General features: G+C 46.7%; 18 protein-coding genes. 2 read left to right on the top strand and 16 right to left on the bottom strand.

Translation table 11 applies throughout. The features are described 5' to 3' along the window. Positions 1-10: 10 nt before the first annotated feature. The 8 genes from trpA to BSHG_RS23730 form a co-directional block, all read right to left on the bottom strand. Positions 11-802, bottom strand: a complete 792-nt coding sequence (gene trpA / locus BSHG_RS05200; protein ID WP_005788291.1) for a tryptophan synthase subunit alpha — start codon at positions 800-802, stop codon at positions 11-13. Between the two features lie 59 nt (positions 803-861). Next, complete coding sequence (locus tag BSHG_RS05205) at positions 862-1,482, bottom strand: phosphoribosylanthranilate isomerase (protein WP_008769019.1); 621 nt, start codon at positions 1,480-1,482, stop codon at positions 862-864. A 90-nt stretch (positions 1,483-1,572) separates the two neighbouring features. Next, a complete protein-coding gene (trpC, locus tag BSHG_RS05210; RefSeq protein ID WP_008660577.1) occupies positions 1,573-2,385 on the bottom strand; it encodes an indole-3-glycerol phosphate synthase TrpC in 813 nt (270 codons plus the stop codon). Between the two features lie 25 nt (positions 2,386-2,410). After that, positions 2,411-3,406, bottom strand: coding sequence for an anthranilate phosphoribosyltransferase (gene trpD / locus BSHG_RS05215; RefSeq protein WP_005793365.1), 996 nt, complete (start codon positions 3,404-3,406; stop codon positions 2,411-2,413). Positions 3,407-3,452: 46 nt separating this feature from the next. Continuing rightward, a complete protein-coding gene (locus BSHG_RS05220; RefSeq protein ID WP_050443357.1) occupies positions 3,453-4,058 on the bottom strand; it encodes an anthranilate synthase component II in 606 nt (201 codons plus the stop codon). 143 nt (positions 4,059-4,201) lie between these two features. After that, positions 4,202-5,608, bottom strand: a complete 1,407-nt coding sequence (locus BSHG_RS05225) for an anthranilate synthase component I family protein (RefSeq protein WP_005788280.1) — start codon at positions 5,606-5,608, stop codon at positions 4,202-4,204. 134 nt (positions 5,609-5,742) lie between these two features. Next, positions 5,743-6,915, bottom strand: a complete 1,173-nt coding sequence (trpB, locus tag BSHG_RS05230) for a tryptophan synthase subunit beta (RefSeq protein WP_005788278.1) — start codon at positions 6,913-6,915, stop codon at positions 5,743-5,745. A gap of 608 nt (positions 6,916-7,523) precedes the next feature. Beyond that, positions 7,524-7,763, bottom strand: coding sequence for a hypothetical protein (locus BSHG_RS23730; protein ID WP_008660570.1), 240 nt, complete (start codon positions 7,761-7,763; stop codon positions 7,524-7,526). A 372-nt stretch (positions 7,764-8,135) separates the two neighbouring features. Between BSHG_RS23730 and BSHG_RS05240 the strand changes: the two genes are divergently transcribed. Continuing rightward, complete coding sequence (locus tag BSHG_RS05240; RefSeq protein WP_008660567.1) at positions 8,136-9,281, top strand: iron-containing alcohol dehydrogenase; 1,146 nt, start codon at positions 8,136-8,138, stop codon at positions 9,279-9,281. Between the two features lie 192 nt (positions 9,282-9,473). Here the strand turns inward: BSHG_RS05240 and BSHG_RS05245 are convergent, their stop codons facing one another. Further along, entirely contained in the window at positions 9,474-10,388 is a 915-nt protein-coding gene (locus BSHG_RS05245) for a Ppx/GppA family phosphatase (protein WP_005788266.1), read from the bottom strand. Beyond that, entirely contained in the window at positions 10,385-12,451 is a 2,067-nt protein-coding gene (locus tag BSHG_RS05250) for an RNA degradosome polyphosphate kinase (RefSeq protein ID WP_005788264.1), read from the bottom strand. Before BSHG_RS05250 ends, BSHG_RS05245 begins: the two co-directional genes overlap by 4 nt. Before the next feature lie 170 nt (positions 12,452-12,621). Here BSHG_RS05250 and BSHG_RS05255 point away from each other — a divergent pair, with 170 nt between their 5' ends. Beyond that, entirely contained in the window at positions 12,622-13,188 is a 567-nt protein-coding gene (locus BSHG_RS05255) for an HdeD family acid-resistance protein (RefSeq protein WP_005788262.1), read from the top strand. Positions 13,189-13,320: 132 nt separating this feature from the next. On the opposite strand, the gene BSHG_RS05260 is transcribed toward BSHG_RS05255, so the two are convergent. From BSHG_RS05260 to asnB, 6 genes are all read right to left on the bottom strand, one after another. After that, complete coding sequence (locus BSHG_RS05260; RefSeq protein ID WP_005793370.1) at positions 13,321-14,553, bottom strand: LL-diaminopimelate aminotransferase; 1,233 nt, start codon at positions 14,551-14,553, stop codon at positions 13,321-13,323. Between the two features lie 52 nt (positions 14,554-14,605). Beyond that, positions 14,606-15,415, bottom strand: a complete 810-nt coding sequence (gene dapF / locus BSHG_RS05265) for a diaminopimelate epimerase (RefSeq protein ID WP_008660560.1) — start codon at positions 15,413-15,415, stop codon at positions 14,606-14,608. Between the two features lie 442 nt (positions 15,416-15,857). After that, positions 15,858-16,733, bottom strand: a complete 876-nt coding sequence (locus BSHG_RS05270; protein WP_008660558.1) for an outer membrane beta-barrel protein — start codon at positions 16,731-16,733, stop codon at positions 15,858-15,860. 208 nt (positions 16,734-16,941) lie between these two features. Further along, complete coding sequence (locus tag BSHG_RS05275; RefSeq protein WP_008660557.1) at positions 16,942-18,255, bottom strand: retroviral-like aspartic protease family protein; 1,314 nt, start codon at positions 18,253-18,255, stop codon at positions 16,942-16,944. Positions 18,256-18,474: 219 nt separating this feature from the next. Next, the gene (locus tag BSHG_RS05280) at positions 18,475-19,236 is read right to left on the bottom strand and encodes a glycerophosphodiester phosphodiesterase family protein (protein WP_005788251.1); all 762 of its coding nucleotides are present in this window, start codon (positions 19,234-19,236) and stop codon (positions 18,475-18,477) included. Between the two features lie 250 nt (positions 19,237-19,486). Then, positions 19,487-21,163, bottom strand: coding sequence for an asparagine synthase B (gene asnB, locus BSHG_RS05285; RefSeq protein ID WP_008660553.1), 1,677 nt, complete (start codon positions 21,161-21,163; stop codon positions 19,487-19,489). Positions 21,164-21,213 lie beyond the last annotated feature (50 nt).

Raw genomic sequence — 21,213 nt, 5'->3', positions numbered from 1 at the left:
GGGGATTGATTTATCTCAAATCATTGGATGATAAATTCAAAATAGCTTTTAAGCGTGTGATTGCTTTCTCCGGGTTCTTCTCTTCATGGAGCAGAGTGACAAAACGGCTGCCGATGATGGCTCCCGAGGCATTTTCGCAAGCGGCACGGAAGGTAGCCTCGTTGCTGATACCGAAACCGACCATCCGGGGATTGCGAAGATTCATTTTTTCGATCTTTTTAAAGTAAGCACGTTTTTGCCCGTCAAAGTCTTGTTGAGCTCCTGTGGTGGCAGCCGATGAAACCATATAAATGAATCCGTCGGTGTGTTCATCAATCTCGCGTACGCGTTCTTCACTTGTTTCAGGGGTGATAAGCATGATTACCTTCACGTCATACCGCTCTGCAATGGTGCGGAAGTGTTCCTGATAGTCTTTGAAAGGAAGGTCGGGAATGATGACTCCGTCAATGCCGCATTCGGCGCATTGCCGGCAGAAGTTGTCAAAGCCGAACTGCATGATCGGGTTGAGATATCCCATCAGGATTAATGGGATTTTTACATCCCGACGGATGTCGTGCAGTTGTTCAAACAATAGTCTGAGTGACATTCCGTTGCGGAGGGCCTGCGTGGCGGCATTCTGAATCACCATACCGTCAGCCATCGGATCGCTGAAAGGAATACCGATTTCAATCATGTTCACTCCATGTTTTTCAAGAGTACGGATTACTTCGGTTGTCCCTTCGAGAGTAGGATAGCCGGCACAAAAATAGATGGATAGCAAATCTCTGGGATTGCTGTCGAAAAGTTGGTTTATTCTGTTCATATACTTTTATTTTTATCTGTTACTGTCTTATGTGAATATAGGGTTGGTGCAGATGCGGGTTATTTCCTCAGTTCCTCCAGAAAGTGCCTGAGTCTTTCCACATCTTTCAATCCCGGTTTTGTTTCGAAACGGCTGTTCAGATCGAAGCCTGCCAGTTGTGGATGGCGCAACTCTTTCAGTGTAGGCGGACTGTATGGATTGATGCCTCCACTAAGCAGAAAAGGCTTTTTCCCTTTATAACTGTTTAACATGCTCCAGTCGAACTGATTTCCTGAGCCGCCATGTTGTTCGCATTTGGTGTCGAACAGGAAATAGTCGCAGGACTCTTCGTAAGTTCCGATGTTTTCAAAGTCTTTTCTTCGGGCAATGGAGAACGCTTTGATCAGCCGCAGTCCGGTAGCCCGGAGCGAATGACAGTATTCCGGCGATTCATTGCCATGCAGCTGGATATAATCCAGGCTGAAACGGTCGGCAAATATTTCGATCTCCTTTTTGTCTTCGTTGACAAAGACACCGACACGCTTTGCTTTGACCGGCATGTAGGCAGGAAGTTCGTAGAGGCAACGGGGAGATTTCGGATAGAAGATGAAGCCTATCATGTTCACCTTTAGTTGCTCTACCTCACGAATATTTTCAGCTTCGCGCATCCCGCAGACTTTTATTAATTTGTCGTTCATCATTTTGGGTTTAAAGTTGGGTTCACCACAGAGTGACACTGAGTCTCACTGAGTTTTATTTTTTTTATTATAAATGTTTTCTTTGAAAAATTCTCAGTGAGACTCTGTGTCACTCTGTGGTGAATTCAGGTCGTTTATAAATTCTTTTAATTTCTGTCCGGGCTGTTGGGCTTTCATAAACGTTTCTCCGATCAGGAATCCCCGGAACCCGGCTTTACGCAGGCGTTTCACTGTTTCCGGATCCGAGATGCCGCTTTCCGATACCAACAGCGCATCCTGAGGCAACTGTCCGGCTAACCGGAAAGAATTCTCTATATCTGTGAAGAAAGTGCCCAGGTTGCGGTTATTGATACCTACCATGTCTATCTCCTTATTTATAAATGGCAGTTCTTCGGCAGTATGAATCTCTAGCAAGACTTCCAGTCCCAATTCATGGGCTTTTGCGGCAAGCGCATGACATTGATCGGCCTCCAGTGCGGCGGCTATCAGCAATATGGCGTCGGCTCCCACAATTTTGGCCTGGAACAGTTGATATTCATCGATTATAAAATCTTTGCGCAGGATCGGGATATTCACCAAAGGGCGTGCTGTGCGAATATCCTTCAGGCTTCCTCCGAAGAATTTTTCATCCGTGAGTATAGAAAGCGCCGAAGCACCGGCGGCTATATAGTCCGGCACGACTTGTTCCGGACATGCATTTTCATAGATCCAGCCTTTGGACGGAGACCGGCGTTTGAACTCGGCAATGATACCGGTAGCCGAAGAGGCCAGTGCCTGCTTCATGGAGTAGCCCGGCTGTACCTCGTCAGATAACTTCTCCTGAAGCTGTTCCGATGGGATGGCCTGTTTCTGCAGGTCGATCTCAAAACGTTTATTGGCAATGATTTCAGATAATATATCTTTCATGTTTCTTTGATGGGTGATAGCTTTTCTATCCGTTTAGTTCGACAAATTTCTTTAAAGTCTCCCGTGCCTTGCCGCTTTCCAGTGATTCCCGTGCCAGGGCGATACATTCTTCTATCGGTTTCTCCGGACAAATCACCCGGATGGCAAAGGCCGCATTGACGATCACCACATTCTTCTGTGCTTCGGTGGCTGTTCCCTCCATTACGGCGTCAAATATTCTTGTGGCATCTTCCGGGGTATTTCCACCGTCGAGTTCGGATTCCCGACAGCGGTTGAATCCCAGGCTCTCCGGAGTGTAGATTTTCTCGTTTCCACATGTCGCCACTTTAAATTCGTCGGTCAGAGAGATTTCGTCATATCCGTCCAGGCTATGTACTACCGCAAAGCGGGTAGCGCTTTCCTGATAGGTATAGGTATACAGGCGGAGCAGCGGGAGGTTGTATACTCCGAGCAGTTGATAGGTGGGGATGACAGGGTTTACCAACGGGCCCAGCATATTGAAGAACGTGCGTACGGCCAATGCTTTGCGTATCGGTGCCACCGCTTTCAGAGCCGGGTTGAACAGAGGTGCATGCAGATAAGCGATGTTACACTTCTCCATCGAGCGGCGCAGGCGGTCTGTATGGTCGGTGAACTTTACTCCGTGCTGTTCCATCACGTTGCTGGCTCCGCTGACGGAAGTGGCACCGTAATTCCCATGTTTGACTACCGGAAATCCGGCACCGGCTACTGTGAAGCAAGCCGCGGTGGAGATGTTGAAGGTATTCTTGCCGTCCCCTCCGGTTCCCACAATGTCTATTGGGGCAAACTCACTCAAATCTACCGGGACCCGCATTTCAAGCAGTGCGTCACGAAATCCGCAAAGTTCCTCTACCGAGATGTTACGCATCAGGAAGACGGTGATCAGCGAGGCCACCTGTGCATCATTGTATTTGCCTTGTGCAATGTTCTGCAATATGGTGCGGGCTTCGTCGCGACCCAGATATTGATGTTCGAATAATTTGTATAAAATCTGTTTCATATAGTTTGTTTTTTCAATGTTACGCATGCGCGGTCATAAGGCGCGCTTATCGGTTGTTTAAGAAGTTCTTGATTATCTCTTTTCCCTGTGGGGTCAGCACCGATTCGGGATGAAACTGAATGCCATGTACGTCGTACGTCCGGTGTCGTAATGCCATGATTTGTCCCTCCCGGCTTTCGGCCGTGATCTCCAGGCATCCGGGGAAATCCTTGCGGCTCACCACCCAGGAGTGATAGCGTCCTACGGGAATTTCACGTCCCAATCCACTGAAGAGGATATCTTCTTTCAATATGCTGACCGGAGTCTGAACCCCGTGATATACTTCCGTCAAATTTTCGAGTGTGGCTCCGAATGCTTCGCCGATGGCCTGATGGCCCAGACAAACTCCCAGGATACTTTTGGTTGCCGCATATTTCCGGATGATGGGCAGTAACAGTCCGGCTTCTTCCGGTATGCCCGGTCCCGGCGAGAGGATGATCTTATCGAAACGTTCCACCTCGTCCAGTGTTATCTCGTCATTGCGGAATACTTCAATGTCGGTCACTCCCTGTTCTTTTACCACATGCAGCAGGTTATAGGTGAAAGAGTCATAATTGTCCAGAAGGAGAATCGCTCCTTTCTGTCTGTTAAGGGTATTTATCTCGTTGTTCATTGTTTTGAAATTGTTTGGGGGATTCACCACAGAGTGACACAGAGTTTCACAGAGAAGATATTTTCTCGTAAACATCCTATAAGCAAGAGATTAAAACTCTGTGGAACTCTGTGTTACTCTGTGGTGAACCTATTCATTTTACTTCAGTTTTTTAGTTTTACGGCCAGGTCTATTGCCTTTTTCAGGGCCCCCAGTTTATTATTGACTTCTTGCAGTTCGTATTCGTCCTGACTGCGTGCTACGATACCGCCTCCGGCCTGGAACCACAATTCGTTGTTGCGGCTTACGAAAGTGCGGATCGTTATCGCCTGGTTCAATTCTCCGTTCAGGCCGATGAAGCCGATACAACCTCCGTAGGCTCCGCGGTTGTGAGGTTCTATTTCGCTGATAAGCTGCATGGCACGTACCTTGGGCGCACCGCTCAGGGTTCCGGCAGGGAAAGTGTCGATAAAGGTCTTGAGCGGATTTGCTCCGTTGTTCAGAGCACCGCTGACGCGGCTCACCAGATGGATGACATGGCTGTAGTATTGGGGTTCTTTGTAGAATACTACCCGTACATCGTGGCAATTCCGGCTGAGATCGTTGCGTGCCAGGTCCACCAGCATTACATGTTCTGCGTTTTCTTTCGGATCAGCCAAAAGAGCTTCCGTCAGTTCCTTGTCTTTGATGGTGTCTCCCGTGCGGCGTGTGGTGCCGGCAATCGGGTCGATATACGCCTGTCCGCTTTCCACTTTGCAATGCGTTTCGGGTGACGAGCCGAAGATGCGGTAGCCGCCGAAATCGAAATAGAACAGGTAGGGAGAGGGGTTGATGCTTCGCAAAGCACGATACACTTTGAAGTCGTCACCCGCATAAGGTTGGATAAACCGTCTGGAAAGCACAATCTGGAAGACATCTCCCCGCAGGCAATGGGCGATGCCTTTGCGTACGTTTGCCTTGTGTTCTTCGTCGGTGATGGTGCTGGTGACAGGGCCGGTCACAGAGAAATTGTATGAAGCATAGTTACGGTTTTCAATGGCCGATTCCAGTTGTGACAAATTGCTTTCTTCTCCTTCAGCCAGCATCTCTACCAGAGTGAGTTCATTCTTAAAGTGATTGAAGACGATGATATACTTATATAATATGTATAGTAAGTCGGGAGCGTCATTCTGTTCGTCATGACTTTCTTTCACGGGGATGTGTTCAAAATACTTCACGGCATTGAACGTGGTGTAGCCGTATAGCCCGCAGAATTTCTTGTCGTCTCCTTCCACATGGAACCGGTTGATAAAGCGGTTGAGCGCATTTTCTACCCGGAACGATTGGCTGAGCGGTTCTTCCCGGCGGGTATTGTCGGGGTAAGTAGTGGTTACGATTCCACTGTTGATGCCGATGCTTGCCAATGGGCAGAGGGCGATGAACGAGAGAGAGTTTTCTCCGGCATGGTAGTCCGAGCTTTCCATTAATGCGGATTGCGGATACATATCACGTACTTTGAGGTAAATGCTTACCGGAGTGTGCAGGTCGCCCAGGACTTGCTTGCTATGGGTGGTATAATTGAAGGCATTCATAATTTCATTTCTTTTTAATTTGATTTTGGATTCACCATAGAGTAACCCCGAGTTTCACAGAGAGTTTTTTTTGATATTCCACAAACGAGAGTTTAAAAATCTGTGTTAATCTGTGTAATCTGTGGTGAAATGATTTATCCCAGATAAGTTTCTATATCTTTATCTCCCCGTCCCGATACTGTCAGTACGACTACATCCTCCGGCTTGAAAGTTATTTTTTCCAAGGCTCCCAATGCGTGGGCCGATTCCAGGGCAGGAATGATTCCTTCCAGCCGGGTCAACTCGTAAGCGGCACGGATGGCTTCGTCATCATTGACAGCCAGTACCATTGCCCGTTTTTTGTCTGCCAGGTTGGCGTGCATCGGGCCGATACCGGGATAGTCCAGTCCGGCGGAGATGGAATAAGGTTCCTCAATCTGTCCGTCTTCGTTTTGGATCACAAACGTACGTGCCCCATGAATGATCCCCATTTTTCCGAGTTGGATGGTGGCTGCCGTCATCCCGGTTTCAATTCCCTTGCCGCCGGCTTCGGCCAATACGATCCGTACCCGTTCGTCGTCGATATAATGATAGATGGTTCCGGCAGCGTTGCTTCCTCCGCCCACGCAAGCAATCAGATAGTCCGGATAGTCACGTCCTTCTTTCTCCTGAAGCTGTTTTTTTATCTCTTCGCTGATGACCGACTGCAAACGGGCCACCATGTCCGGATATGGGTGCGGCCCTACGGTAGAACCGATGATGTAATACGTATCCGAGGGATGGCAGCACCAGTCTCGGATGGCTTCGTTCGTGGCATCTTTCAGAGTCATGTTGCCCGAAGTGACCGGAACGACTGTCGCTCCCAGCATTTTCATCTTTTCTACATTGATGTGCTGGCGTTCTACATCCGTTTTGCCCATGTATACGATGCACTCCATGTTCATCAGGGCACAGACTGTGGCTGTTGCCACCCCGTGCTGTCCGGCACCGGTCTCTGCAATGATACGTTTCTTACCCATGCGTCTTGCCAGTAGAATTTGTCCGATGGTGTTATTGATTTTATGGGCACCCGTGTGATTCAGGTCTTCCCGTTTCAGATACATCTTGCAACCGTACTTCTCCGACAGGCGGCGGGCCGGATAGAGTGGGGAAGGGCGTCCTACGTAGTCACGCAACAATTGGTCGAACTCTTTCTTGAAGTCCTCGCTCTCTATTACGTCGAGATAAGTATTCTGCAACTCTTCTACACACTTGTGGAGGATTTCAGGTACATAAGCACCTCCAAATTCTCCGTAATAGCCATCCTGATCAACTAAAAAACTTTTCATAATCCTATCTTTATTTGTTATTTGTATTTGGGGTTAAAAAAAAGAGCCCCGTCGCAGGTTGCGACAGGGCTCTTTCTAAATTCTGTTATATCTTTAATGAGGTATATACATACGAGCGCTGCTCCCTTACGACTGTCGGAGTTGTAACGGGCGCCACCACCAATATGTATTTACTTGCATTGTCATCATTGCTAATTGTTATTTAACGGGGGCAAATATAGATACTTTGTTTGGAATAACAAATAAAATCTTTCTTTTTTTTATTGCCCTCCTTTTTATTTTTTGTTTTGTCCCCCAAAAACGAATTGTTTTTAAAGTGTCTATTGTATGTATTTTTGCTCTTTGTACACCCATCTGTAGTGGTTGTTCGTTTAGCTATTCGTGACCACATTGTTTTGGCTTCTTTTTAAGTTTAATTTATTAATTATTAGATGGTTAATTCTTTTTCGAAATTAAAATCAAGGGCCAAAAGTCCAAGGGCCACTCTATGTGCCAGTCTACCCCCCTAAAGGAAGTTAGTGTGTTGTGAAAAGAAACTTTTATGAGTCATGGGGACACTTCGCTTCATTTTTTGAAAAATGTAAAATATATTATATTATACATGTACTTTAAATCGTATTCTTTTTACTGTTCACCTTTCTGCTTTTTTTAGTCCACTGCTTTTGTTGGTTGTTATTTGTAACTATTTGATTATTAGCTGTTATTGTTGTCTTTTTATTTTTCTTTTCCGATTCAATTGGCGCATAGAATGGCCCTTGGATTTTTGGCCCTAACAGATGTACATTATATGTACATGAGATGTAAGGAAGAATTATTGATCGTTTGAAAAGGAAACTCTTTTTAAACATTTTGTTATTTATATTGTTTCTCAGATATAATTTATTTAAAAACAGAAACCAACATTATGAAACAAAGAAAAGTTTTAATTGCGATTGCCGTTGTCATATTCATCCTATTGCTGCTTTACTGGCTTTTTGTAGCCGAAGATATCAATGCCTGGCTGCCTGTAAACTAAAGACTTGAATCTTTCATACTAAACACTTAAGTCTTTTCGGTGAAACGTTTAAGCGTTTTCAAAAAACGTTTAAGTCTTTTGCGGGAAACGCTTAAGTCTTTTTTCCGTATGGAATACCTTGCGAATCTTTTTGTTTTCTGGAAAGAAGCGATTATTTTTGTATCAGATTGAATTCTGTACAAATGACGATATAAAGTAATAACCTATGGATAATTTTATTTTTCAGAATCCCGTAAAACTGATCATGGGACGCGGGATGATCAGTCGCTTGAGTGAAGAAATACCGGCGGACAAACGGGTGATGATTACCTTCGGTGGTGGTAGTGTGAAAAAGAATGGTGTATATGACCAGGTGAAAGAAGCACTGAAGAATCATTTCACTGTAGAGTTTTGGGGAATTGAACCTAACCCTTCCATCGAGACCTTGCGTAAGGCCATCGCTCTCGGAAAGGAGGAAAAGGTGGACTATCTGCTTGCAGTAGGAGGAGGATCGGTCATTGATGGCACCAAGCTGATTTCCGCCGGACTGCTGTATGACGGCGACGCCTGGGATCTGGTACTTGCCGGGCGTCCGGTGACCCACACCGTCCCTCTTGCCACTGTTCTTACCCTGCCTGCCACAGGATCGGAAATGAATAGCAGAGCCGTGATTTCGCGCCATGAAACCAAAGAAAAATATCCTTTCTATTCCAATTATCCTCTGTTCTCTATCCTCGATCCGGAAGTGACGTTTACTTTGCCGCCCCATCAGGTGGCTTGTGGAATTGCCGATACGTTTGTGCATGTGATGGAGCAATATATGACTACTCCGGGACAGAGCCGGGTAATGGACCGTTGGGCGGAAGGCATTTTGCAGACCTTGATGGAAATAGCTCCCAAGATCCGTGAGAATCAGCACGATTATCAGTTGATGTCCGATTTTATGCTGTCGGCCACTATGGCACTGAACGGCTTTATCGCCATGGGAGTATCTCAGGATTGGGCTACACACATGATCGGGCATGAACTGACTGCGTTGCATGGCTTGACCCACGGACACACACTGGTCATTGTCTTCCCCGGTACGTTGCGTGTGCTCCGTAAAGCAAAAGGTGACAAGATTCTGCAATATGGAGAGAGGGTGCTGGGCATTACGTCCGGAAGCCGTGACGAACGCATCGATGAAGCTATCCGCCGCACCGAAGAATTTTTCCGTTCACTGGGATTGACCACCCGCTTAAGTGAAGAGGGTATCGGCATGGAAACAATTGACGAAATAGAACGCCGCTTCAATGAACGTGGCGTGAGATATGGCGAGAATGAAGATGTCACCGGAGCGGTTGCAAAGGAAATACTGAAAAGCTCGCTATAGGCTTTTGTATTTCACCACAGATTACACAGATTAACACAGATTATTTAATTCCCGATGAATATAAATTATTAATCTGTGAAAATCCGTGTAATCTGTGGTGAATCATAGCTCACATTTGCATAGATTCTTTTATACCATGAATCAACACGATAAATAATCTGTGTTAATCTGTGTAATCTGTGGTGACCCGTTTTATTTAGCGTCCGTTTCCATGCGCATATTCTTGGTATAGAGGCTGTCGATGATACCGTCCGACAGTCCGATTGTCGGGACTGTGATCCCCGTTGCATTTACTTGTTTTGCCACTTCCAGAAAAATTTCCGCTGCCGGAACAATTACATCCGCCCGGTCGGGTTTCAGTTTAAACTGCTTGATCCGTTCTTCTTTTGATAGCGCTTTCAAGGTTTCGCAGATTTCCTTCAACGATTCAATCGGGAGGAAAGACTGTTTCTTATCCTTTTTGTCCGCCAGCCGGAAAAGCTTATTGATATTGCCTCCTGATCCTATGATCTGTATGGGAGCATATTCGGCAGCCAATGCCTGGAGGTCGGTTCGCATTTGCTCTTTTTCTTCGTTTTTCACCATGCCGCTGAGCATGCGCACGGTTCCGATGTTGTAGGAGCGTGAACTTTTGAGTTCGGAGTCACAGATCAGATTGATTTCTGTGCTGCCGCCGCCGACATCGACATACAGATAATTCTGGCCCGAAGCAAAAAGCTGTTCGATGTGGTTATCGTAGACGATATGCGCTTCTTCCTGACCGTCGATGATTTCGACACGGATGCCGGTTTTCTTTTCTATCTTGCGCGTGATTTCTTTTCCGTTGCGTGCATCGCGCATGGCAGATGTGGCGCAGGCACGGTAATCCGAAACTTCGAATATTTTCATCAGTTGCTTGTAGGCTTTCATCAGCCGGATCAGTTTTTCTGCTTTCCCTTCTGATATTTCTCCGGTGGTGAAAGCGTCCTCGCCCAGCCGGAGGGGAATGCGTATCAGTTGGACTTTCCTCAACAAACCCTCGGGCGAACCCTCTTCATTTACACTCTTTATCAGTAGCCGCACGGCATTGGAGCCAATGTCGATGGCGGCATAGTTTACCTTTTTCATTCTGATTCTTTATAGTATTTGTATAATTCTTCCTGCGAGCGGAAAGGTGCATCGCTATTTTCCCAAGTCTTGTTCTCGCCGCTTCCGTCCACGATTCGCCCTTTGGCTGTGTCGCGAAGTCCGTAGCAGACCACACGTTTCAGTTCTGCTTGTATCACTTTGTCGTATACAGGCGTAAGCACTTCGATGCGGTTGTCCAGATTGCGGGGCATCCAGTCGGCCGATCCTATATAGTATTTTTCTTCCCCTCCGTTGGCGAAGATGAAGATGCGCGGATGTTCCAGATAACGGTCGATGATGCCGTTGATCCGGATGTTGTCGCTGACTCCCGGGATGCCGGTCACCAGGGAGCAGTTGCCCCGGACCACCAGGTCTGTTTGTACACCGGCTGTCGAAGCTTCGTAGAGTTTCTGTATCAGTATCCGGTCGGTAATATGGTTCACTTTGGCAAGGATGTATGCCTCTTTTCCCTGTCGCTTGTTCTTGATTTCTTGGTTGATCAGGGCTGTCAGCCGTTTGCGCATATCGTTGGGCGATACGAGCAGTTCCTTGAAGTTCACCGGGAGGTAGGGCTTCTCTATGAAGTCGAATACCCGGTCTACTTCCCTCACAATGGAGCGATGTGCTGTCATGATGGTGAAATCGGTATACATCCGTGCGTTTCCTTCATGAAAATTTCCGGTGCTGATACAGGCCAGGTCGCCAAACCGTGTTCCGATATGTACCAGCTTGGAGTGGATTTTCAGACCTTCCACTCCGAATATCACTTTGATTCCTGCCTCTTGCATGCGTTTGCTCCAGCTGATGTTGGACGCTTCGTCGAAACGGGCGAGCAATTCGATGATAACCGTTACTTTTTTTCCGTTTTGTGCGGCGCAGATCAGAGCTTTCACTACCTTCGAGTCTTTGGCCAGGCGATAGAGAGTCATCTTGATGCTTTTCACTTCTTTGCTGATGGCTGCCTCGCGCAATACACGGATCACGGTATCGAACGATTGATAGGGGTAATGCAGCGACCGGTCCTGTTTCCTGATCAGTCTCAGGATACTTTCCGTCCCGTTCAGTTCCTGTTTGAAGACGGGAGGCCAGGCAGGATATTTCAGGTCGGACCGTCCGCAGTCGGGAAACTTCATCAGGTCTTTGAAGTTATGATAGCGCCCGCCTGCTACACGGGTGTCGTTTTTATCCACGTTGAGGCGGTCGGTCAGCTTTCGCAGCAGATCTTTCGGCATCTCTTTGTCATAGACGAAACGGATCGGTTCGCCCCGTTTCCGGCTTTTGATCCCCTTCGATATTTTTTGGAGCACACCTGTACGCAGATCACTGTCTATCTCCATTTCGGCGTCTTTGGTGAACTTGAAAGTGTAAGCTTCATAGTCCGTATAATTCATGCCTATGAAGATCATCGGCAAGCAGTAGCGGATAACGTCGTCCAGAAACATCAGATAGGTTTTGCCTTCCGAATCCGGCAGGCGGATGAAGCGTCCGAACTCGGCGGTGGGGAGCCCGATGACGGCATAATCTTTCATTTTCACTTTTCCCTCACTGTCTTTGCGCAACAGGCGGATGGCAAGGTAGATGTCTTCATCGGTCTGGTCGTCCGTATGACGGGACGTTTTAGTAAGAAAGAGCGGATTGGTAGACCCATTCAGCCGGTTCCGGTAGAGTGAAGTGATGAAGTGTTCCTGTTCCGGTGTCAGTTCGGTATCTTTGATGACGTGGATGTTTTCTTGCTTTAACTTCTCCATGATCGAAGCGAATGTTTCTTCAAACTGCCGGTAGTATTGATTGTGCAGCTTTCCGATCTGTTTCAAGGTGCGTGCGGCCGTGTCACGCTCTTCACGGATGTTCTTGTCATCGTACTCTACAATGCGGTTCAGTGTAGCTACGCGAACGCGGAAGAACTCGTCTAAATTGTTAGAGTAAATGCCCAGAAAGGTAAGTTGTTCCAGTAACGGAACTTCCGGGCGGGCAGCTTCAAGCAAAATGCGTTGATTGAAATACATCCAACTGATGTCCCGTTCTACATAAAGCTTTTTACGTTTCGCTTCGTCTGATTTCATTCGGATAAGAGTTTACTTATTTTTTTGCAAAAGTACGCTTGCATGATGTAATAGATATTACAATCTTGCTATGAACTTATTACAAAATTCATTTGTTCTTTTTATATGTAGACAGAAACACGTATATTCGCAGAATGTATGCGGGATATCCCGTTAAAAAAATGTAAGATATGAAATCAATGAATTATTCTCTTATCCGCACTATTTGTGCGCTTGTCATCGGTCTGGTACTGGTACTCTGGCCGGATGCGGCAATTAACTATATTGTCATAACCATCGGCGTCCTGTTCCTGATTCCGGGATTTATTGTGCTGATCGGCTATTTCGGAACAAAGCCGGAACCGGGTGTGTCCCGCCGTTTCCCCATCGAGGGAGTGGGCAGTCTGCTATTCGGACTTTGGCTGGTCACGATGCCGGGGTTCTTTGCCGACGTACTGATGTTTCTGTTGGGCTTTATCCTGATTATGGGAGGTGTGCAACAGATTGCCTCTCTTTCGATGGCACGTCGTTGGACGCCCGTTCCGGGAGGTTTCTATGTGATACCGGTCTTGATCCTGATAGCGGGTATCGTAGCCCTGTTTAATCCTACCGGAGCACGTAATACGGCCTTTATGATTATCGGTGTCAGTAGTTTGGTTTATGCCGTCTCCGAGCTGATCAACTGGTTCAAGTTTGCCCGCCGTCGTCCCAAGACTCCCCTGAAAGGAGAGATTGAGGATGCGGAGATTATCGAATAATAGAAGAAAGATGGGGCAAGTATTCACCACAGATTACACAGATTAACACAGATGCTTTAATCTGATTTTCAATGAAATAAATTATTAATCTGTGAAAATCCGTGTAATCTGTGGTGACATGACTGTCTGTCATTACAGTCGGTTCTTGATGCGTCGCATCGCTTCGATACAATCATCCCGCTCGCCAAATGCTGTCAGGCGGATGTATCCTTCTCCACTGGGGCCGAATCCGACTCCCGGAGTTCCTACTACGTTGGCTTCGTATAGCATCTGGTCAAAGAAGCGCCACGAGCTTGTTCCCTTTGGAGTTTTTACCCATAAATAGGGTGCGTTCACCCCTCCGTACACTTTCAGGCCGGTAGATTCCAGGCCCTCTTTCATGATCCGGGCATTGGTCATGTAGTAATTGATTGTTTCCTGAATCTGTTCTTTTCCCTCAGGAGTGTAGATCGCTTCTGCCGCACGTTGCGTAATGTACGACGTACCGTTGAATTTGGTGCATTGCCGGCGGTTCCACAACCGGTTCAGGGGGATGCGTTCTCCTTCGAGCGTGGCTGCTGTCAGCTCTTTCGGTACGACGGTATATCCGCAACGCACTCCTGTGAAGCCTGCTGTTTTTGAGAAACTGCGAAATTCGATGGCACATTTCTTGGCCCCTTTTATTTCGTAGATGGAGTGGGGGATGTCCGGTTCCCGGATGTAAGCTTCATAGGCTGCATCAAACAAAATCAGGGTGTCGTTGGCCAATGCGTAATCCACCCATTTCTTCAGTTCCGCCTTTGTCAGCGTCGTACCGGTCGGGTTGTTGGGGTAGCAGAGGTATACAATGTCGATACGCTTCTCCGGAATGGCCGGAATAAAATGATTTTCGGCAGTGCAGGGCATATAAGTGACGTTGCTCCACTTTCCGCTTTCGGTGTCCAATACTCCGGCACGTCCGCACATGACGTTACTGTCAATGTAGACCGGATAAATGGGGTCTGTGACACCTACGCTGTTATCGTGCCGGAGGATATCTCCGATATTGCCCGTATCGCTTTTGGCACCGTCGTTGACAAATACCTCTGTAGGTGAAAGATGTATGCCGCGCGGAGCATAATCGTTTTTGATGATGGCTTCGATCAGGAAGTCATATCCTTGTTCGGGGCCGTATCCGCGGAAAGTTTCGGCCGATGTCATCTCTTCAACTGCCTTGTGCATGGCTTCGATACAGGCTTTGGGCAGGGGACGGGTCACGTCACCGATCCCCAGCCGGATGATGTCCCGCTTCGGGTGCGTTATTTTAAAAGTATTGACTTTCTTTGCTATGTCCGAGAACAGATAGCTTCCCGGTAATTTCAAAAAATGTTCGTTTACTAATGCCATATTGTTCTTGTTTTAGCTTTTCAGTTGGGTTGATACCTGATTTTATGGGTAACTATTCTCTCAGTTCTATGGTTCCATCGAAAACTTTTACGGCCGGTCCGGTCATAGATATATGGCCTGTTGCTTCGTCCCATTCTATGGTCAGTGTTCCTCCGTCCATTACTACGTTTACGGTTCGCCCCGTCCGTCCCGTGAGGTGTGCGGCTACGGCTGTAGCGCAGGCACCTGTCCCGCAGGCTTGTGTGATGCCCGATCCTCTTTCCCAAACCCGCATCCGGATTGTATTCTTTCCCATTATCTGGGCAAACTCTACATTTGTACGGTCGGGGAACAGAGGATGTTTTTCCAGCTTCGGTCCCATCTCCGAAAGATTGACGGTCCGGATGTCGTCCACAAAAGTGACGAGATGCGGGTTGCCCATTGACACTTGGGTAGAAAGGAACGGAAATTCGCCATCGAAGTCAATCGTACCGGTTTCCAGTGGTACCCCCATGTCGACCGTTACAGTTTCTACGGTCCGTCCTTCAAGGTGTAGTTCCAATATTTTGATGCCCGAGAGGGTGTCCAGTGTGATAACGTTTTTGGAGGTCAGTCCGTATTCATAGAGATATTTGCCGATGCATCGGCTTGCATTGCCACACATCATGGCCTCCGAACCGTCGGCATTGAATATGCGCATACTGAAATCCGCTTTATCCGAGTGTCCGATCAACACAAGGCCGTCACTTCCGATTCCCGTATGATAAGCACTCCATTCGATGGCTGCCTTTTCGGGACGGGCGATTGGAAATCTGAGAGTATTTACATAGATGTAATCATTCCCTGTTCCATGCATCTTGGTGAATTGAATCGCTCTTGCCATTTTTATCAATATTGATTGATTTATGTATCCTTTTGTATTGTTACCGCACAAAGATATGTCTTTTTGACTTTTGTTTTTATAAAAAGCATGTCTTATATCTATTTATTTTACCCTGTCTTCCATTCTGCAATACTTTTGCTCGTTTTTGCTTCCGGATCGAAATAAGAATACTTCGTATTTTAATAAACTGTAATAAAGCGATTTTGTTCTGTGTCCTTTGGGGGAATTTTGTAATGGGAGGGATGGATTGATTCAGGTCAATTGGATCTTTTTATAAAAGAGGAGATGTGTCGAAAAGTCGTATTCACCACAGATTACACGGATTTATACAGATAAATAGTATTGGTATCAGTAGATTAAAATCGTTTTGTGTAATCTGTGGTGGGTTATGAAACACCCTTTCTCAAGTGCTTCCTTTTTCTATGACGTTATCCGGACTGTATCAGAATATATATTTAAGTCCGAAGTTGTGGCTGATGTTGTGTGGAGTCGCTCCCCATTCTTTATTCCATTCTTTAAATGGTTTTAGGAGTCCGTATCCGAAAGTGTACGAGAAACCGATGTGTTTGATTTCGTAAGCAAACCCTGCCTGTACTCCTGCATCGAACCGTTTGAGAACGGCTTCGTCACCGCTAAACAGATCGAATTTCATGCTTGTCCCCTCCCATTCGTCGGTGTATTTTCCTTTGCCGGCTATTCCGATGGCGGCATACGGGCCTGCATTGAAAATCAGTCGGCCGAAATCCGATATGATGAAGCGGGCGGCTATCAGGACAGGGATTTCCAGATATACAGGGTCGACAGTGATTTCTCCTTGGCCATCGGAGCCTCTTCTGCCCATGTTCTTACAACCTTTGGCCACCACATTGACAGAAGGCTGCAATGAAAAATAGGTTGAGAAATTATAGTTCAATCCGACTCCGCCCTGGATGTATAAATGATTGTTGCCTCCATAGATGTCTTCGTTATTGTTTTCAAGATTGTATCCGCTGACTCCAACCCCGGCTTGTATAAAGAATGCCAGTTTTTTCTCTAAGTCGAGGGTAACATTCATTATGGGTCTTATTTTTACGTCTTTGGGTTGCATACCGATGTATTTTACCCGTATTCTCTGTGCCTTTTCGGGGATTTCTTTTAAAGTAAAACGTCCGTCGATGTCTGTGATGGTGCTGATATCTGTTCCTAATACGCTCACCAATGCCCCAACGACGGGCTGTCCGTCCTTTTTAAACACAATAGTGCCCGAAACCTCCGGGATCTGGGCCATTATCATTCCCGAAATCATAGAAATGAATAATAATGCAAATAACTTTTTCATCTTTATTTTTAATTTATGTAAGTGTAATTAAGTACAAATATATAGAAATATTTTTATGAATGTTAGGCGTGGAGGATGAATTTTGCATTTTCATTGTTGGGATTCCGAAAAGAAAAAGAAGAAATAATGAGGGCTTCGGTACTCTGTTTCGTCTTTTCTGACGGCATTGTCCGAAGCCCCCCTGTTTACAGTAGTCCTGATTGAGACACTATTCGAGTTTTAAGAACATGTCTTTTAGATTGATCGTTACGCAATCAAATTGATTGATCATATCCATGCCGATGTTTCCGTCATCTTCGGCCGGGATGCCGTTGGGGGTAATATCCACTGCGAGATTTTTTAAGTGGGCGGTTGCATCTCCAATCTCCATATCGAATGAGGGCAAACGTAATATATCTTTTGTAACGACATGATTGAATCCGCCACCGGTTATTTTTTCTTTTTTGCCGATACTCTCGAATTCGGTCTTATGCTTTTCGTAATACTGATAAAACAATCCGGCTGTGCTGTTGCCCGTATCGAAATGCAGCATAAGTGTTTCGCCGTTTGCCTGGGCTTTCAACTTCAGTGCACGGTCAACCTTCATCAAGTTACGTCCGTAAGATGGGAGAGGTGTGGAGCTCTTGGGAAAAACGATTTTTTTATCTTTGGGATAAATGCGGACTTCATCGAATAAGCCGATAAAATCCATACCGAGAACCGCGTCAACTATCATAATACTGTCAAACGCATTGGGGGGTGCTATGGTGATGAGGGAGTTATGGAAAGTAATGCTCCCGATTTGCATATTCTCCAAAGTTCCGAAATTTCCCGTCATGGCTCCGGGTAAATTGGAATTTATTATCAAAGAGTCACTTAAAATGCGTACACCTGTTTCTTTAGCCATGCGTTGCGACATGTAGCTTGTTCCGGCTCCTGTATCGAAAATAAATTGATAGGTTTTTCCGTTAATGGTCACAGGTATTAGAATTGTCGTACCGCGCCATCCTTTGGGCTCGATGCTTGTCGGTAACTTCACTTTCTCGATATCGACAGGAATGATGATATCCTCTTGCGGACATGTGATGCCCGGAGCCGGAATGTTCTTCAACTGATCATAGAAATAACAGATACCTTCGAGGCTTTTGTACATTCCTTGTTCTGCACTTTGCTGTTTGAGTTGTTCCATAATGCTTCGCGAGTTTTGTGCGGCTGTGGCATAATTCCCTTTGAGACCATCAATCTGACATGCAAGGATAGCCATGTTAAGTGCATTTTGACCGCCAATCTCGGCTTGGTGGTTGACCAGTAGTTTATGGATGTTTTGTAGGGCTTCATCCGGACGATTGAAGTAATAGCCGATCAGTGCCTCGGACATTAGCTTTAGGAAATCCGCCTGCATGGAGTCTTTTAGTATCGGATAGTTTTTTTCAAGTCCGAACCAATCCGCTTGATTTAAAAAAGTTCCTATACGTTCATCGGCGCTTTGTGAAAAAGCGGGAACTGAAACAAGGATCGTTAATAAGAATAGGATTTTTTTCATTTTAGATGTTTTTTATGTTGTGTACGTTCTGTTTGTAAATGCCATGTCTTTTTGCATGACCGTAAATGTAGATAATTAATTTGAAATATTGGAAGACTTGGTTTTGAATTATTATAGGCATGTCCCCAAACATACTTTTTCGGGGGCCCGAAAAAAAATCCCTTGAGCGGGTAGATACTCACTCAAGGGAGAATGTAAAAAATGATTGGATACCGAGATTTATTTTTTCAGTAGATTTTTCAGCTGTACCGGTTCGTTGGTGGTGATGAAATCTACTTTACGATCGATCAGCCATTTCATGTCATCCGTCTTGTTCACGGTCCAGGCATTCACTTTCATGCCCAAATCATGGCATTCCTGAATCCATTCGGGATGTTTGCGGAATACGGTGTAATGATAGTCCGGACCGGCACACCCCAGTTCTTTCAGCTCCTTGGGTGACAGGTTACCGTCAAGATAGTAGACGGGAGTGCCTTCCGGAGCCAAGCGGATAAATTCTTTGGTGGCATGCAGGGAGAAGGTGATATACTCCATCCGTTCCTCCAGTCCCATGTCTTTGACCAGGGCAACGATTTTTTCGATGGCTTTCGTTTCGCGGAGTGGGGTGCTGTGTGCTTTCAGTTCAAGAATTAACCGGGTGTGTAGCGGTTGTGCCGCTTTCAAGTATTTGGCAAGGGTAGGCAGGCTTTCCCCATTATCGAGTTTGATGGCTGTCAGTGCGGTGGAAGGTGAGTTTTCCATCCTTTTCCCTTTAAATGTGGGGTCATGGTTGACCACTAACTGGTCATCGGCTGCCAGCCATACATCAAACTCCGAACCGTAGCATCCGATGGAGTCGGCTTTTAGCAAGGCGGCGATACTGTTTTGCGCAGAACCTTCGGTTTTCCAGAATCCGCGATGGGCAATGACCTGAGTTTGCGCAGAGGCATTGTATGCTGAGAAAAGCAGGGCAGAGGCAAACAGAAGTTTTTTAATTTTCATATATTTCAGTTTTTGGTTCGCCTTCAAAGATATAAAAAGTAACGCAATTTAGCCGGATAAGGATGCTAATCTGCGTTAAACAAAGCTATAAAATTCTTTTAAATCTCTTTACAATACATTCCTGTGTACCGAAAACGGGAGTATGAATAGGAGAAACGCTTCCGTGGATAGGGTGTAGCCATCCGTCTGTCGGGGCTACACCCAGGGCGTCCGATGGCTACACCCTTTGCCTGTTGGAGCTACACCCTTTTTAATATGCTTCTTCGTGTACTCCTTTTACGGCACGTCCGCTGGGATCGTTCAGGTTCTTGAACGCGGTGTCCCATGCCAGTGCCTCGGCTGTCGAACAGGCTACGCTGGGGATACTGGGTACGCTGCGGGCGGCGCTTTCACTGGGGAAGTGCTCTTCGAAGATGCTGCGGTAGTAATACTCTTCTTTATTCATAGGGGTGTGGATGGGAAAACGTTCTGCGGCATGTGCCATCTGTTCGTCACTGACAGCCGTTGCGGTAATCTCTTTCAGCGTATCTATCCAACTATATCCCACACCGTCACTGAACTGTTCTTTTTGGCGCCAGGCGATGCCGGAAGGGAGCATATCCGCAAAGGCTTCGCGCAGGACTTTCTTTTCGATGACTTTTCCCGGAGCCATTTTTATTTCGGGATCGAGTTGCATGGCCACATCCAGAAACTCTTTGTCGAGGAAAGGGACACGTCCTTCCACACCCCATGCTGCGAGGCTCTTATTGGCGCGAAGGCAATCGTATAGATGTAGTTTAGACAGTTTGCGTACAGTCTCTTCGTGAAAGGCACGGGCATCGGGTGCTTTGTGGAAATAAAGGTAGCCGCCGAAGATCTCGTCGGCACCTTCACCGCTCAATACCATCTTGATGCCCATCGACTTGATGACACGTGCCAACAGATACATCGGTGTAGAAGCACGGACGGTAGTTACGTCGTATGTCTCAATGAAATAGATAACATCCCGGATGGCATCGAGCCCTTCCTGAAGGGTGTAGTTTATTTCATGATGAACCGTACCGATGTATTCGGCTACTTCACGTGCTTTGATCAGGTCCGGTGCACCTTTCAGTCCGATGGCAAAGGAGTGTAGCTGCGGCCACCATGCATCGCTTGCTCCATCGGTTTCAATGCGTTTGGCGGCATACTTTTTGGCAATGGCAGAGATAACAGAACTGTCCAGCCCGCCCGAAAGAAGCACTCCGTAAGGTACGTCGGACATCAGTTGACGGTGTACGGCATTCTCAAGGGCGTCCTGAATCTGCCGGGTGGGAGAGCGGCTGTCCGCCTGCTTGTCGTTCTCCTCTTTATATTCCATCCAGTCACGGGTGTACCAGCGTTTCATCGTCCCCTCCTTGCTGTGATAGTAGTGTCCGGGTAAGAAGGGTTCGTACTCGTCGCAGAACCCTTCGAGCGCTTTGAGTTCGCTGCCGAAATAGACATGTCCTTCGGCGTCCTTTCCTATATATAAAGGTATTACACCGATGGGGTCCCGGGCAATCAGGTATTCGTCTTTTTCTTCATCATAAAGGGCAAAGGCGAAGATGCCGTTCAGCTCTTCAAGGAAATGAATACCTTTGTCGCGGTAAAGGGCGAGGATCACCTCACAGTCACTCCCGGTCCGGAACTCGTAGCGGCCGGCATATTGGGCGCGGATGTCACGGTGGTTATAGATTTCGCCGTTAACCGCCAGTACTTGCCTCCGGTCGGATGAATAAAGAGGCTGTCCTCCGCTTTGCGGATCGACTATGGAAAGACGCTCGTGTGCCAGGATGGCACTTCCGCCACAATACATTCCACTCCAGTCGGGCCCGCGGTGACGTATTTTGCGTGCCATTCGGAGAGCCTTGTTCCTGAGTTCCCTGCTCTGAATCTTTATATTGAAGATTCCTGCTATTCCACACATAATTGTAATTGTTTTAAAGGATTTATGTTTTTATGATAATAACTTCACCG

The sequence above is a fragment of the Bacteroides sp. 3_2_5 genome, assembly GCF_000159855.2.
Lineage (GTDB): Bacteria > Bacteroidota > Bacteroidia > Bacteroidales > Bacteroidaceae > Bacteroides > Bacteroides fragilis.
This window is presented reverse-complemented; position numbering and strand designations above follow the sequence as displayed.

Excerpts from the sequence above, each read along its gene's own strand:
- BSHG_RS05220 (WP_050443357.1), bottom strand. The coding sequence starts at position 4,058 with ATGAACAACGAGATAAATACCCTTAACAGACAGAAAGGAGCGATTCTC.
- trpB (WP_005788278.1), bottom strand. The coding sequence starts at position 6,915 with ATGAAAAGTTTTTTAGTTGATCAGGATGGCTATTACGGAGAATTTGGA.
- asnB (WP_008660553.1), bottom strand. The coding sequence starts at position 21,163 with ATGTGTGGAATAGCAGGAATCTTCAATATAAAGATTCAGAGCAGGGAA.
- BSHG_RS05250 (WP_005788264.1), bottom strand. The coding sequence starts at position 12,451 with ATGAAATCAGACGAAGCGAAACGTAAAAAGCTTTATGTAGAACGGGAC.
- BSHG_RS05260 (WP_005793370.1), bottom strand. The coding sequence starts at position 14,553 with ATGGCATTAGTAAACGAACATTTTTTGAAATTACCGGGAAGCTATCTG.
- BSHG_RS05205 (WP_008769019.1), bottom strand. The coding sequence starts at position 1,482 with ATGATGAACGACAAATTAATAAAAGTCTGCGGGATGCGCGAAGCTGAA.
- trpD (WP_005793365.1), bottom strand. The coding sequence starts at position 3,406 with ATGAAACAGATTTTATACAAATTATTCGAACATCAATATCTGGGTCGC.
- BSHG_RS05270 (WP_008660558.1), bottom strand. The coding sequence starts at position 16,733 with ATGAAAAAGTTATTTGCATTATTATTCATTTCTATGATTTCGGGAATG.
- trpC (WP_008660577.1), bottom strand. The coding sequence starts at position 2,385 with ATGAAAGATATATTATCTGAAATCATTGCCAATAAACGTTTTGAGATC.
- BSHG_RS05245 (WP_005788266.1), bottom strand. The coding sequence starts at position 10,388 with ATGAAAAAGGTAAACTATGCCGCCATCGACATTGGCTCCAATGCCGTG.
- BSHG_RS05225 (WP_005788280.1), bottom strand. The coding sequence starts at position 5,608 with ATGAATGCCTTCAATTATACCACCCATAGCAAGCAAGTCCTGGGCGAC.
- BSHG_RS05280 (WP_005788251.1), bottom strand. The coding sequence starts at position 19,236 with ATGAAAATTAAAAAACTTCTGTTTGCCTCTGCCCTGCTTTTCTCAGCA.
- BSHG_RS05255 (WP_005788262.1), top strand. The coding sequence starts at position 12,622 with ATGAAATCAATGAATTATTCTCTTATCCGCACTATTTGTGCGCTTGTC.
- BSHG_RS23730 (WP_008660570.1), bottom strand. The coding sequence starts at position 7,763 with ATGTTTAAAAAGAGTTTCCTTTTCAAACGATCAATAATTCTTCCTTAC.
- trpA (WP_005788291.1), bottom strand. The coding sequence starts at position 802 with ATGAACAGAATAAACCAACTTTTCGACAGCAATCCCAGAGATTTGCTA.
- dapF (WP_008660560.1), bottom strand. The coding sequence starts at position 15,415 with ATGGCAAGAGCGATTCAATTCACCAAGATGCATGGAACAGGGAATGAT.
- BSHG_RS05240 (WP_008660567.1), top strand. The coding sequence starts at position 8,136 with ATGGATAATTTTATTTTTCAGAATCCCGTAAAACTGATCATGGGACGC.
- BSHG_RS05275 (WP_008660557.1), bottom strand. The coding sequence starts at position 18,255 with ATGAAAAAAATCCTATTCTTATTAACGATCCTTGTTTCAGTTCCCGCT.